Raw genomic sequence first — 13,560 nt, 5'->3', positions numbered from 1 at the left:
ACTGGCTCTAATGTTCTTGGCGGGCGCACTGACCATGTGCGTTGCAATTGTCACGGTCACGTCGACCATTTCGCGAGATGTCGCAAACGGCCAGGCGGACGCCGGTCTGCAAAGTGCGACCCGCGCCAAGCAGAAGGTTATCGAGCTGTCTCTCGGGCAGGTGAGGGACAGCGCGGCGTTCTTCTCCACGCTGGAAGGCGCCAAGGACAGCCTGATGAAAACCATGGTCGGGTGGAAGAACCTGAAGGAAGGGCAGAACGAACTGCTCCGCAAGATCTTCGTCACCGACAATCCGCATCCGGAAGGAGAGCGTCATCTCCTGGTGGAGCCGGAAGAATCCAACTACTACGTCAACAACCACAAGGTCGTTCATCCGATCTACCAGGAACTTGTGGGGCAAGGCCTGTTCTCCGATGCGGCGCTGGCCAATCCCGAGGGGTTCATCACCTATTCCTACCGCAAGGGGCCGGAATTCGCGTTCCACGTGGATGACGCGCAGATCCAAGGACATCCGGTGCAGATCGCCATGGGCAAGCTGTTCGAGGCGTCGAAAAACGAGACGCTTGCAGCCGGGCAGATCTATTCCTCGGGCTTCGTCACGACAGATGACGGCACCGTTTCGGAAGTTCTTGCCGTGCCGGTCTTCTACCTCGACCGGTTTTTCGGTGCGATTGCGTTCACGACCAACATGGAGCATCTGGCCGGCTTGCTGAACGAGAAGACGGGCCTTGGCGACAGCGAGCGGATTTTTCTGGCCGATTCGGACGGCAAGCTGGTTCAACTCGACGAGCGTGGCCATGCCAGCGCCGTTCACAAGCTTTCCGATATCAAGGTCGATGACCGGCTGATCCGCCTGGACGACGGCGATTATCGCTTTGCGGAAGCCAGCAACACCTTTGTCGGTTCCCCCTTCGGCGTTGTTGATGCCGTCAAGCAGACGGAATTGTCAGCGGCGGCCGACCGCATCACCTATGGGGCGATCATTTCCGGTTTCCTGTGCCTGGTGCCGATCGTTGGTCTGATCTGGTGGGTGACACGGCGTATGTTCGCTCCGTTGGAACGTCTCTCGGCGGCTGCACGCCAGATTGCCGACGGTGATCTGGAAGTGGCTGTCGAAGCCACCGAGCGTCAGGACGAAATCGGCCGCATGGCACGCTGTATCGAGGTCTTCAAGGACAACTCGCTGGAACGCGAGCGTCTGGCGTCGGAGCGCAAGGTTGGCCATATCGCCCGCGAAAAGCGAGAAAAGACGATCGACTCGCTGATTGCTGCCTTCCGGGCGGAATCCCAGGCTGTTCTCGAGCTGGTGGAAACGAACATCGCCCGTGTGGAGCAAGTATCCTCCGCGCTCAGCGAGCGCTCCGCTGCTGCATCGGGTCAGGGCCAGGCCGCCGTGTCGACTTCGGAAAACGCCTCCTCCAACGTGCAGGCGGTTGCCTCCGCGACCGAGGAACTCAACGCGTCCATTTCCGAAATTTCCCGTCAGGTCGAAACCACGGCAGACATCGTGGCCCAGACAACGACAGCCGCGCAAAGCTCCAATACGAAGATCTCCGGGCTTGCGGAAGCGGCCAACAAGATTGGCGATGTCGTGTCGCTGATTTCCGAGATCGCCGAGCAGACCAACCTGCTGGCGCTCAATGCGACCATCGAGGCCGCGCGTGCGGGTGATGCCGGAAAGGGCTTTGCCGTCGTTGCGTCGGAAGTGAAGTCGCTTGCGGGCCAGACCGCCAAGGCAACGGAAGAAATCTCGGCTCAGATCGCGGCGATCCAGGCATCGACCACCGAAGCGGTGGAAGAGATTGCCCGGGTGTCGGAATCCGTCGAGGAAGTCAATTCCTACACCACCACGATTTCGGACGCCGTGCAGCAGCAGGGCGCTGCCACCAGCGAAATTTCCAGAAACGTCGCGGAAGCCGCGGAAGGTACGCGCAGCGTGGCGGACACGGTGGCATCGCTCAACGAAGGGGTTGCGGAAAACTCCGAAGCGGTCGGCGACATGCTGAACGCGACCATCGAGATGAAACAGCAGGCGGAACAGCTGCGCCGGTCCGTCGAGAAATTCCTCTCCGAGGTTGCCGCTGCATAAGTCAGGGCTTACCTTTCAGCAACACAGGAGCCTCCCGGCTTGCCGGGAGGCTTTTTCATTCAGCTTGTGAGGAATAAAGCGTGTCGGATTGGCCGGATCTCGCCGGCCGCCTGGAAGACGGCGGTCATGTGCTTCCCATTCGGGTCTATTACGAGGACACGGATTTCTCGGGCGTGGTCTATCACGGCGCCTATGTGCGCTTTTTCGAGCGCGCCCGGTCGGACTTTCTGCGTCTTATTGGCATCCACCATACCGAGATGGCAGAGGGCACGCATGGGGCCTCCCAGGCCTTTGCGGTCAAGACAATGACGCTGGACTTCCAGAAACCGGCCCGGATAGACGACGTTCTGCAGGTGCACACAAGCCTTGCGGAGTACAAGGGTGCCCGGATCCGGCTCGATCAGCTTATCTACCGGGGAGACCAGTTGCTGGTTTCGGCCGCCGTGACCGTCGCGATCATCTCCTCGCAGGGCCGTCCAGCCCGGTTGCCGTCGGCCCTGGCGGAACGGCTTCGCCAATTTGTGCCGGCAGAAAACGCTGGTGGTTGAACGTCTTGGCGATGCCTGGACGCTTTCTGGATGGGCAGGCAGCCTCCCGGCGGTAAAATACTTTCAAAACATATTACTGCGTTAATCTTGCAGTAACCTTAATTGATTCCTTTAGAGAGGGACTGCCTTTGATAGGAAAAGTCCCAGTTTTGACAAAATCAAACGTCAGAGAGGCGGCTAGTTACAAGAGCCGGCCGGCTGATTCCGGTTCCTCGCTGTCGTTTTCGAAACCTTGAATGCAACACAGCGTCAGACGGCCAAGAGGTCATTGAATTTATGGAAACACTTGTCCAATCGACATTGGCGCCAGAGAGCGGCATCTCGTTTTTTGCGCTGTTCTGGCAGGCGCATATCGTCGTCAAGCTCGTGATGCTCGGCTTGCTGGGCGCTTCGGTGTGGTGCTGGGCGATCATCGTCGACAAGATCATGCTGGTCGGCCGGACACGGCGCCAGATGAGCCGGTTCGAAACGGTGTTCTGGTCCGGCCAGTCTCTCGAAGAGCTTTATAATACGCTTCACAATCGTGTGAATCATTCCATGGCGGCGCTGTTCGTCGCGGCCATGCGCGAATGGAAGCGCAGCCACGAGGGCGCGCGGCCTGCCATCGGCAGCCTGCAGCAGCGTATCGACAGGGTGATGGATGTCACCATCCAGCGCGAAGCCGAGCGGCTGGAAAGCCGGCTGCTGATCCTGGCGACGGTGGGTTCTGCCGCACCGTTCATCGGTCTGTTCGGAACGGTTTGGGGCATCATGACAGCCTTCCAGGCCATCGCGGCATCCGAAAGCACCAACCTGGCCGTGGTAGCGCCCGGTATTGCCGAGGCGCTGTTTGCAACCGCGCTTGGCCTGCTGGCGGCCATTCCGGCGGTTATCGCTTACAACAAGTTCTCCTCGGATGTCGGCAAGGCGGTTGCACGCATGGAAGGTTTTGCGGACGAATTCTCCGCCATCCTGTCCCGTCAGATCGACGAGAGGGGCTGATCCATGGCCATGCAGGTCGGTTCAGGTCAGGCAGGAGGCAGTCGGCGCGGACGGCGCAGGCGCCGCCATGCGCCCATGAGCGAAATCAACGTCACGCCGATGGTCGACGTGATGCTGGTGCTCCTGATCATTTTCATGGTGGCGGCTCCGCTTCTGACGGTCGGTGTGCCTATCGACCTGCCGGAGACCAGCGCCAAGGCCCTGGAAGGCGACACGGAGCCGATAACCATCTCCGTGAACGCGGCTGGTGAAATCTTCATTCAGGACACCCCGATCACCCTCGACGAGATCGTACCGAAGCTCGAGGCCATTGCCGCCAACGGCTATGAGGAGCGCATCTACGTGCGCGGCGATCAGGATGCCGACTACGGTACCATGATGAAGCTGATGGGCCGCATCAGCGCGGCCGGGTTTAAACGCCTCGGTCTGGTCACTCTGGAAGAACGGGACTCGTAACGCGTCATGCGCGCAGGTCTCATCGCGTCTCTGGCCGGTCATTCGGCTTTACTGCTCTGGGGCTTGATTGCCTTTCCGGACGCCGAGAGCTTTGCGGTTCCTCAGGTGGATTCTTTGCCTGTCGAACTGGTTCCCATCGAGGATATTACAAAGCTTCGCATCGGCGAGAAAACGGCCGAGGTCCGGGATGTGGCTGCGGTAAACCCGAGCGAGACCCCGGCGGAGGAACCGCCGAAACCGGCGGAGAAGCCGGGCGAAAGCAGGGTGGAACAACCGACGCCGCCGACTCCGACGCCGCCGGCGCCGTCCCCAGCGCCTGCCCCTGAGCCGCAGCCTGTCGCGGATCCGGAACCGGCACCGGCCCCTGCGCCCGAACCGGCCCCGGTGGCCGAACCTGCGCCTTCGCCTGCACCGGATCCTGCTCCCGCGCCAGAACCTGTGCCGCAGCAGCAGGAAGCCGCGCCGGCGCCACAGCCAATCGTGACCAAGGTTTCGCCGCGCTCCAAGCCGACGCCGCCGAGGAACGCGCCCGAGCCGCCGAAGGAAAACTTCAACAGCAAGGATGTGGCCGCGCTTCTGAACAAGATCGAGCCCGCCAAACAGACGGGCGAAACCAGCCAGAACGAGGCGTCCCTGGGCTCCAGGAGAGGTCAGCAGGACGTGCGCATGAGCCAGTCCGAACTGGATGCGCTGCGCGGCATGGTGGCGCAATGCTGGAACCCGCCGGTGGGTGCCGTCGGCGCGGAAGATCTGAAGGTCCGTGTCCGTTTCAACCTGTCCCAGGACGGTCAGGTTTCGGGCCAGCCGGAAGTCATGAATTCCAGCGGCAACCCGGCCTTCGGTGCAGCCTCCAGCAGTGCCGTTCGTGCGATCATGCGCTGCCAGCCATACAATCTGCCAATTTCCAAGTATGAAGCTTGGCAGGAAGTCATCATCAATTTCGACCCCAGAGAGATGCTCGGGGGATAGGCTGGCCCGGCCAGTTCAAACGTCCATAAGGGAGCTGTTGTGCTCATGCGCGGAATACTGAAAAAACTTTCTGTTTTCACAAACCGGAAAGCCAGAGGGCTCGCATTTGTTCTCGCTTCTTTTGTCGTGATTGCGCCGCTGCCGGCCGCAGCGCTTGTCGAAATCGATATTACCCAGGGCAACATCGAACCGTTGCCGATTGCACTGCCGTCGTTTTCCGCCGAGGGCGGCGACGGCAAGCTGGCCGCCGACATGACCAACGTCATTGCGGCCGACCTGAAAAGGTCCGGCCTGTTCCGGCCGCTCGATCCGGCGAGCTTCATTCAGAAGAACATGAGCGTGAATTCGACCCCGCGATTCGGCGACTGGCGCCAGATCAGTGCCCAGGCGCTTGTCACCGGCACGGTGACCAAGCAGCCGGATGGGCGTCTGAGAGCGGAGTTCCGCCTGTGGGATGTATTTGCGGCGGAGCAGATGCTTGGCCAGCAATTCTACACCACGCCGGATAACTGGCGGCGGCTGGCGCATATCATCGCCGATGCGATCTATGAACGCCTGACTGGCGAAAAGGGCTATTTCGACACCCGCATCGTCTTTGTCGACGAGACCGGCCCGAAGGACAAGCGCGTCAAACGCCTGGCAATCATGGACCAGGACGGAGCGAATGTGCGCTACCTGACACGGGGTGACGATCTGGTGCTGACACCACGGTTTTCGCCGACAAGCCAGGAAATCACCTACATGTCCTACGGCGGTACGGACCCGAGCGTCTATCTGCTGAACATCGAGACGGACAGCGCGAAATCGTCGGCAACTTCCCGGGCATGACCTTTGCTCCGCGGTTCTCACCCGATGGCCAGAGCGTGGTGATGAGCCTGCAACAGGGTGGCAACGCCAACATCTTCAAGATGGACCTGCGCTCGCGCCAGACAACTCGGCTGACCAACGACGCGGCAATCGATACAAGCCCGTCGTTCTCGCCGGACGGAAGCCAGATCGTGTTCGAATCCGACCGCGGCGGCACGCAACAACTTTATGTGATGAGTGCCGGTGGCGGCGGGGCGCAGCGTATTTCCTTCGGGCCTGGCCGGTATTCCACGCCGGTGTGGTCGCCGCGCGGAGACCTGATTGCCTTTACCAAGCAGCATCAGGGCCGCTTCATGATCGGCGTCATGCGGCCGGACGGAAAAGGCGAGCGTATCCTGACCGAAGGCTATCACAACGAAGGCCCTGCCTGGTCGCCGAACGGCCGTGTGCTTGTGTTCTTCCGCGATACGCCGGGTGCCAATGGCGGGCCTCAGGTCTGGACCGTGGACCTGACCGGATACAACGAACAGCGGGTGGAGACCCCGGCCTTCGCGTCGGACCCCTCCTGGTCGCCGCTGATCGACTGACGTAGACATTCGGCCTGCAAAGGCAGGTCGTGTTAAGCTTTCGCTAACCATGTTTGAAAAGGCGTTTTTTACCAGTTTTGGCTAGAAAGCGTTTACCAAGAACCAGACGGATGAAGTGTCGGGTTGGCGGGCTGGGGTGTAGGAGACAGGAATGTTCATGAGTTTAAACGCCGGACGAAGCGCACGCTGGATTGCAGTCTGTTTCGCGGTTCTATTCGCAGCAGCATGTGCCCAGACCAAGCCGGACGGGCTGTCCAGCAACGTTAAGCCAGGCACCGGCCAGGACTTCGTCGTCAACGTGGGTGACCGCGTGTTCTTCGAGGAAGACCAGTCTGTGCTGAACGCGCAGGGCCAGGCAACCCTTGCCAATCAGGCCAAGTGGCTGAACCGCTATTCCCAGTACACGATCACGGTCGAGGGGCATGCGGATGAGCGCGGCACGCGCCAATACAACATCGCGCTGGGTGCCCGCCGCGCCCAGTCCGCGCGGGACTACCTTGTTGCGCAGGGCGTGAACGCCTCGCGTATCAAGACGATTTCCTACGGCAAGGAACGGCCTGTGGCGGTCTGTAACGACAACAGCTGCTGGTCGCAGAACCGCCGTGCGGTGACCGTGCTGAACAACGCGACCAACTGATCGCGCAAATGCCGAACAAAAGGCCGGGCAAGTTGCCCGGCCTTTTTCGTTGGTCCTGCCTGAATTGGCGAAATCACTTCAATTTCAGCAGGAAACGTCAAAATTTGGCCGAAGTCGGAGCGCTCTGTGCACTTGAGTAAGAAGCCGGGCATGGTAAGACATCATGCGCGTGGATCTGCTTGAGTATTAGCGTTTGTCGGACCACGGCCAGACACTGGTACAGCACATCCAACCGGAGGAGCGAATGCTGAAACTAAAGGGACTGGCAGGTCTCATCATGGCGTTGGTCATCACCTTCGCCGCTGCCACACCGTCGCAAGCCCAGCTGTTCGGACGCAAGAACGACGATTCCAGCGTGCGGATCGGCCAGCTTGAGGAACGGATCCGGGTTTTGACCGGCCAGATCGAACAGTTGTCCTACCAGATGCGGGAATTGCAGGATCAGATGCGCCGTATGCAGGAAGACAATGAATACCGCTTCCAGCAACTGGAAGGCGGCACGCCGGGCAAACGCTCGGACGCCGCACCAGGATCGACCGCTCCGGGCCTAGGCCCGGACGGTACCCCGCAGTCCGGCAGCCTGATTGCGCCGGGCGGCGGGTTTGCGACCCTTCCTGCGGACGGGTCGGGAGACGGCAACTGGGATCAGTCCGGCGGCTATGACAGCGGCTTGCCGAGCGACGGCCCGATCGATCTGTCACGGCTTGCCAATGGTCTTGAAAATCTGCCGGGCACCGGACAGGAAATCGCGCCCGATCCGGGTCTTGCCACCGATGACGACCAGATTGCCAATGTCATCGGCAGCGGAGATCCGAGCTCCGACTACAATCAGGCCTATTCCTTTGCGGTCAACGGCGATTATGCGGCTGCCGAGCGCGGGTTCCGCAACTTTCTGGAAACCTATCCGGATGATGCGCAGGCCGCGAATGCTCAATACTGGCTGGGTGAAAGCCTGCTGGCGCAGCAGAACTACCGCGAGGCTGCCGATGCGTTCCTGAAAACCTACACAGACCATCCCGGCAACGCCAAAAGTCCGGACAGCCTGCTCAAGCTGGGTGTCTCGCTTCGGGGTCTCGGTGAAGCCGATGCGGCTTGTGCAACCTTTTCCGAACTCTTGAGCAAATATCCGAACGCAGCTCCTGCTGTCTTGTCTCAGGCGCGGGATGAACGCCGCCGTGCCCAGTGTTCCTGACCGGCCGGTTGAGCCAGACAGGCTCCCGGCCAATCGCGTCGATGCTCTTTTTTCACCGCTAAGCTCTTTTTCCAATCTGGCCCTGGCCGTGTCCGGGGGCTCGGATTCCCTTTGTCTTCTCGTTCTTTTCGATGAGTGGCGTAAACGCACCGGCTGGCAGGGTGCCGCCGAAGTGCTGTGTGTCGACCATCAACTCCGGCCCGAAAGCGGCCAGGAGGCGGAATTTGTTGCGATGAATGCGCGCGCTTGCGGCCTTGACTGCACGGTGCTGCGCTGGTCGGGCGATAAGCCGTCTGCAAATGTCCAGGAAGAAGCGCGCCTTGCCCGCTACCGGCTGATGGCTGGCCGTATGCGGGACACCGAGGCTGAGGCGCTTGTCCTCGGCCACCATCTTGACGATCAGGCGGAAACCTTTCTCGACCGGTTGACCCGGGGAAGCGGCGTTTCAGGCCTGAGCGGCATGGCGGCCGACGAAGGCTGCGGGCCGGAGGGCCTGCGCCTGCTGCGGCCGCTTCTAAGCGTTTCGAAATCCGATCTCATCGCCGCGCTTGAACAGCGGGGCCGCCCCTGGTGCACGGATCCCTCGAACCGGAACCCGAAATACAAGCGCAGCCGGCTCCGCGTTATCTTGTCGCTGCTCGCCGAGGAAGGATTGAGCGCCGAGCGGCTGGCGCAGACCGCCGCCAACATCCGCCGGGCGCGGGAAGCTCTGGAACTGACCGTGGAAGATCTGGCGGCGCGGCTGGTCACCGAACATCCGGCCGGACCGGTCCGTCTTGACAGGTACGCGTACAGGACCCTCGCCGAAGAATTTCGGCTCCGGCTGCTGGTCTATCTGCTGGCGCGCGTGTCGGGAAAGGTCTCCCGTCCGAGGCTTGCCAAGCTTCAGGCCCTGGACCGGGTGCTGATCTCCGGCGTTCAAAACCGTCAGACGTTTCAAGGATCGGTTTTTGATGCTGATGCAGACACGATCAGGGTCTGGAAAGAGGCTGGGCGGACGCCTCCGACTGTCGTTACAGGCCTGGCGGGGACCGGGACATGGGACGGCCGCTACCTTTACCGCGCACCCGAGCGTGTGACTGGAGAGGGCGATGCGCCGCTTTGCCTGGGTCCCCTGACGAGCGCGCCGGTGTCCCGCCGGGAAATTGACTGGCCGGAAGGCTGGCCGAAGGCCGCTTTCGACTGCGCGCCGGTCCTGTGGCGGGCGGGGGAGATCGTGGTGCCAGCTTCCGCAACGGCCGTTTTGACCATTGGCAATTCCTGCAGGCGTGCAGATTTGGAATTGGAGCGAATGCCGATCCAAGGTAAATTGCCGGATAACTTTATGGACAATGGGGACGCAGACGAGGAAATCTGAGGTTTTCCCCATCTGGAACATCTGTTAGAGGTCCGTGCTTAAGAAAATAGTCAGCGCATCTGCGCAACTATGGCGCACCGCCTTGGCAGCGGGCTTTGGGCGACCTATCTTCGCTCTAAAGAAACGTAACCGCGTGCAGTTAGTCGCGTTGGGCGGTTAAGGAAACGAAATGAACGCACATTTTCGCAACTTCGCTCTGTGGGTGATCATTGCCCTGCTATTGATCGCATTGTTCCAGCTATTTCAAAGTCCCGCGCAGCATGGCGCAACGAATGACATTGCTTATTCGGACTTCATGAAGCAGGTCGACAATGGCGAGATCCGATCGGTCGTCATTCAGGAACAGAAGATCACCGGTACCTATAGCAGCGGTAGCGCCTTCCAGACCTACGCTCCCGACGGTGCGCAATATGTCGATGAGCTGCGCCGCAAGGGCGTGCTGATCAATGCCCGTCCGCCTGCGGAAAGCTCTCCGCTGCTCAGCGCATTGTTCTCCTGGCTGCCGATGCTGATCATTCTCGGTATCTGGATTTTCGTCATGCGCCAGATGCAGGGGTCCGGCGGCAAGGCCATGGGCTTCGGCAAGTCCAAGGCGAAGCTGCTGACCGAGGCACATGGCCGGGTAACCTTTGAAGACGTTGCCGGCATTGATGAAGCCAAGGAAGACCTTCAGGAAATCGTTGAATTCCTGCGTGACCCGCAGAAGTTCCAGCGTCTTGGTGGTCGTATCCCGCGCGGCGTTCTGCTTGTCGGCCCTCCGGGCACCGGTAAGACGCTGACCGCGCGTGCGGTTGCCGGCGAAGCCAATGTGCCGTTCTTCACCATTTCCGGTTCGGACTTCGTGGAAATGTTCGTCGGTGTGGGTGCATCCCGCGTCCGCGACATGTTCGAGCAGGCCAAGAAGAATGCACCGTGCATCATCTTCATCGACGAAATCGACGCGGTCGGCCGTCATCGTGGCGCCGGTCTCGGCGGCGGTAACGACGAGCGCGAACAGACGCTCAACCAGTTGCTGGTCGAGATGGACGGTTTCGAGCCGAATGAAGGTATCATCATCATCGCCGCGACCAACCGGCCGGACGTTCTCGACCCGGCGCTGCTGCGCCCGGGCCGTTTCGACCGGCAGATCGTGGTTCCGAACCCGGATATCACCGGCCGCGAAAAGATCCTGAAAGTGCACATGCGCAAGGTTCCGCTGGCTCCGGATGTCGACGTCAAGACGCTGGCTCGTGGTACCCCGGGCTTCTCCGGTGCGGATCTGATGAACCTCGTCAACGAAGCCGCGCTTCTGGCTGCCCGCCGCTCGAAGCGGCTGGTGACCATGGCCGAGTTCGAGGACGCCAAGGACAAGGTTATGATGGGTGCGGAACGCCGCACGCTGGTGATGACCGAGGAAGAAAAGAAGCTGACCGCCTATCACGAGGCCGGCCACGCGCTGGTGGCTCTGCATCAGGAAGCTTCCGATCCGATCCACAAGGCGACCATCATTCCGCGTGGACGTGCGCTCGGCATGGTCATGCGTCTGCCGGAAAAGGATCAGGTGTCGCTCACCCGTGCCAAGTGCAAGGCAGACCTTGCCGTGGCCATGGGCGGCCGCGTCGCCGAGGAAATGATCTTCGGCTACGAGAAGGTGACCTCCGGTGCGTCCGGCGACATCCAGATGGCCACCAAGCTGGCCCGCGCAATGGCGACCCAGTTCGGCATGTCCGACAAGCTTGGTCCGCTGCTTTACGGCGAGAACCAGGAAGAAGTGTTCCTGGGGCATTCCGTCGCAAAGAACCAGCATGTCTCCGACGAAACCCAGAAGATCGTCGATGCGGAAATCAAGTCCTTCGTCAACCAGGGCTATGAAACCGCGAAGAAGATCCTGGGCGACCACGAAGACCAGCTTCACACGATCGCCAAGGGCCTTCTGGAATACGAAACCCTGTCCGGCGACGAGATCAAGGGTCTGCTCGACGGCAAGCCGCCGGTGCGCGACACGGATGATGACCAGCCGGTCGGCCGGTCGTCCGCGGTCCCGACTGCCGGCGCCAAGCGCGGCGGCGACGAGGCCAGCGGCGGCATGGAGCCGCAGCCGCAGTCCTGATCGATCCCGATCCAATGACACGTTCAGATGCCCGGCCATTTGCCGGGCATCTTCGTTTTGAGCATTTACCGGGTTCCACAGACGCCGGTTAATGGTAACAATTGCTCACATATTTTGAATCGTGCGTGCGCCTGATTGCGTTACAAAGGGCGCAACCAAGACAGTTAGATCGACAAGGCATATTAGATGCGCAAGTTTTTCGGCACCGACGGCATCCGCGGTCAGGCGAACAGCTATCCCATGACTGCCGAAATGGCACTGAAGGTCGGCATGGCCGCCGGGTTGGCTTTCAAGAACGGCGGACACCGCCACCGGGTGGTGATCGGCAAGGATACAAGGCTTTCCGGCTATATGCTGGAAAACGCCCTCGTCGCCGGGTTTACCTCTGTCGGCATGGATGTGTTCCTGCTGGGGCCGATGCCGACACCTGCGGTCGCCATGCTGACGCGCTCGCTGCGTAGCGATCTCGGCGTGATGATCTCTGCGTCTCACAATCCTTTCCAGGACAACGGTATCAAGTTCTTCGGTCCCGACGGGTTCAAGCTCAGCGACCAGATTGAACAGACTATCGAAGAGCTGATGGAAAGCGACCTGACCTCCCGCCTGCCAAGCGCAAGCGAGCTTGGCCGGGCCAAGCGGATCGATGGTGCACAGCAGCGCTATATCGAAACCGCCAAGCGCACCCTGCCACGGGAAATGAGCCTGGAAGGCCTGCGTGTTGTCATCGATTGCGCCAATGGCGCGGCCTACAAGGTTGCGCCCGAGGCACTGTGGGAGCTTGGTGCGGATGTCATCACCATGGGCGTCACGCCGGATGGCTTCAACATCAACAAGGAATGCGGCTCCACGTCGACCGACGCCCTGTCGCGCAAGGTGCATGAGGTGCGCGCCGACATCGGTATCGCCCTCGATGGCGATGCCGACCGGGTCATCATCGTCGATGAAAATGGCTCCGTTGTTGACGGCGATCAGTTGATGGCCGTGGTGGCGCAGTCCTGGCAGGCCAGCAACCGCCTGTCAGCTCCTGGCATCGTCGCGACGGTAATGTCCAATCTCGGGCTGGAACGGTATCTTCAGAGCCTCGGGCTCGGCCTTGCCCGCACCAAGGTGGGTGACCGCTATGTGGTCGAGCATATGCGTGCCAACGGCTACAATGTCGGCGGCGAGCAGTCTGGTCACATTGTGCTGTCCGACTTTGCCACGACCGGGGATGGCCTCATTGCAGGTCTGCAGGTTCTTGCCTGCGTCAAGGATCAGGACAAGCCCGTTTCGGAAGTCTGCCGCCGGTTCGAGCCGGTGCCGCAGATCCTCAAGAACGTACGCTACAAGGGTGGCAAGCCGCTCGAGCAGGATCTGGTCAAGTCCGCCATCGAGGATGGCGAAGCCCGCCTCGGAAATTCCGGCCGTCTCGTGATTCGAGCATCAGGCACTGAACCGTTGATCCGGGTGATGGCGGAAGGCGACGATGCGGACCTGGTCAAGCAGGTCGTCAACGATATCGCCGGTGTGGTGGCAACCACCGCTGCCTGAACGCCAGAGTAAACGAGACTTGAAAAGCCGCCTGATTGAGGCGGCTTTTTGTTTGGCGAACCATGTCTGTTTCGCTGCTGCTGTCATGGTGCGGTGAAGCGCGCGTCGCGTTCAGGAGCGTACTGCCCGGCAGTCCCTGTTTTGAGGAAATCCCTGCGGCCAGCAGGACTTTGCTTCCGCCTCGTTGTTGCGTTTCGTTCGGCAGCCCCCCTTTTAAAGCTGTCAGTAGTGTCTCCTGTCATTCCCGTTCTTTTCGGGGGGAATGTCCATTTTGTCGATGTCTTTTGGGTTGTTAAGCTTTCCTTAAGGTAAAAAAAC

10 protein-coding genes and 1 pseudogene are annotated in these 13,560 nt (G+C 60.6%); all 11 read left to right on the top strand.

Annotated features, from left to right (window positions below):
* Positions 1–34 precede the first annotated feature (34 nt).
* The 11 genes and pseudogenes from SIAM614_RS03430 to glmM all read left to right on the top strand — a co-directional run bounded on the left by SIAM614_RS03430 (position 35) and on the right by glmM (position 13,242).
* Positions 35–2,089 (top strand): methyl-accepting chemotaxis protein, encoded by a 2,055-nt coding sequence (locus SIAM614_RS03430; RefSeq protein WP_208983883.1) that lies wholly within the window; start codon positions 35–37, stop codon positions 2,087–2,089.
* Between the two features lie 80 nt (positions 2,090–2,169).
* A complete protein-coding gene (gene ybgC, locus SIAM614_RS03425; protein WP_006932099.1) occupies positions 2,170–2,637 on the top strand; it encodes a tol-pal system-associated acyl-CoA thioesterase in 468 nt (155 codons plus the stop codon).
* A gap of 276 nt (positions 2,638–2,913) precedes the next feature.
* A complete protein-coding gene (gene tolQ, locus SIAM614_RS03420; protein WP_006932098.1) occupies positions 2,914–3,618 on the top strand; it encodes a protein TolQ in 705 nt (234 codons plus the stop codon).
* A gap of 3 nt (positions 3,619–3,621) precedes the next feature.
* On the top strand, positions 3,622–4,074 hold the full coding sequence (gene tolR / locus SIAM614_RS03415) for a protein TolR (protein WP_006932097.1): 453 nt from the start codon (positions 3,622–3,624) through the stop codon (positions 4,072–4,074).
* A gap of 6 nt (positions 4,075–4,080) precedes the next feature.
* Positions 4,081–5,043: a cell envelope integrity protein TolA gene (locus SIAM614_RS03410; RefSeq protein WP_006932096.1), complete on the top strand. Its 963-nt coding sequence runs from the start codon at positions 4,081–4,083 to the stop codon at positions 5,041–5,043.
* Between the two features lie 45 nt (positions 5,044–5,088).
* A pseudogene (tolB, locus tag SIAM614_RS03405) lies at positions 5,089–6,437 on the top strand (Tol-Pal system beta propeller repeat protein TolB).
* A 151-nt stretch (positions 6,438–6,588) separates the two neighbouring features.
* Positions 6,589–7,074 carry a peptidoglycan-associated lipoprotein Pal gene (gene pal, locus SIAM614_RS03400; RefSeq protein ID WP_006932093.1) on the top strand — a complete coding sequence of 162 codons (486 nt, stop codon included), beginning with the start codon at positions 6,589–6,591 and terminating at the stop codon, positions 7,072–7,074.
* A 244-nt stretch (positions 7,075–7,318) separates the two neighbouring features.
* Entirely contained in the window at positions 7,319–8,266 is a 948-nt protein-coding gene (gene ybgF, locus SIAM614_RS03395; RefSeq protein ID WP_006932092.1) for a tol-pal system protein YbgF, read from the top strand.
* A complete protein-coding gene (gene tilS, locus SIAM614_RS03390) occupies positions 8,250–9,623 on the top strand; it encodes a tRNA lysidine(34) synthetase TilS (protein ID WP_157139658.1) in 1,374 nt (457 codons plus the stop codon). Before ybgF ends, tilS begins: the two co-directional genes overlap by 17 nt.
* A 169-nt stretch (positions 9,624–9,792) precedes the next feature.
* A complete protein-coding gene (gene ftsH, locus SIAM614_RS03385; RefSeq protein ID WP_006932090.1) occupies positions 9,793–11,712 on the top strand; it encodes an ATP-dependent zinc metalloprotease FtsH in 1,920 nt (639 codons plus the stop codon).
* Between the two features lie 186 nt (positions 11,713–11,898).
* Entirely contained in the window at positions 11,899–13,242 is a 1,344-nt protein-coding gene (gene glmM, locus SIAM614_RS03380) for a phosphoglucosamine mutase (RefSeq protein ID WP_006932089.1), read from the top strand.
* The last annotated feature ends 318 nt before the right edge of the window (positions 13,243–13,560 follow it).

It is taken from the genome of Roseibium aggregatum IAM 12614, assembly GCF_000168975.1.
Lineage (GTDB): Bacteria > Pseudomonadota > Alphaproteobacteria > Rhizobiales > Stappiaceae > Roseibium > Roseibium aggregatum.
Note: the sequence above shows the minus strand (reverse complement) of the source record. Positions and strands in the feature narration are given on the sequence as shown.

What these genes read in the sequence shown, in the direction of transcription:
- SIAM614_RS03430 (WP_208983883.1), top strand. Translation starts at nt 35, where the DNA reads ATGTGCGTTGCAATTGTCACGGTCACGTCGACCATTTCGCGAGATGTC.
- tolQ (WP_006932098.1), top strand. Translation starts at nt 2,914, where the DNA reads ATGGAAACACTTGTCCAATCGACATTGGCGCCAGAGAGCGGCATCTCG.
- tolR (WP_006932097.1), top strand. Translation starts at nt 3,622, where the DNA reads ATGGCCATGCAGGTCGGTTCAGGTCAGGCAGGAGGCAGTCGGCGCGGA.
- SIAM614_RS03410 (WP_006932096.1), top strand. Translation starts at nt 4,081, where the DNA reads ATGCGCGCAGGTCTCATCGCGTCTCTGGCCGGTCATTCGGCTTTACTG.
- pal (WP_006932093.1), top strand. Translation starts at nt 6,589, where the DNA reads ATGTTCATGAGTTTAAACGCCGGACGAAGCGCACGCTGGATTGCAGTC.
- ybgF (WP_006932092.1), top strand. Translation starts at nt 7,319, where the DNA reads ATGCTGAAACTAAAGGGACTGGCAGGTCTCATCATGGCGTTGGTCATC.
- ftsH (WP_006932090.1), top strand. Translation starts at nt 9,793, where the DNA reads ATGAACGCACATTTTCGCAACTTCGCTCTGTGGGTGATCATTGCCCTG.
- glmM (WP_006932089.1), top strand. Translation starts at nt 11,899, where the DNA reads ATGCGCAAGTTTTTCGGCACCGACGGCATCCGCGGTCAGGCGAACAGC.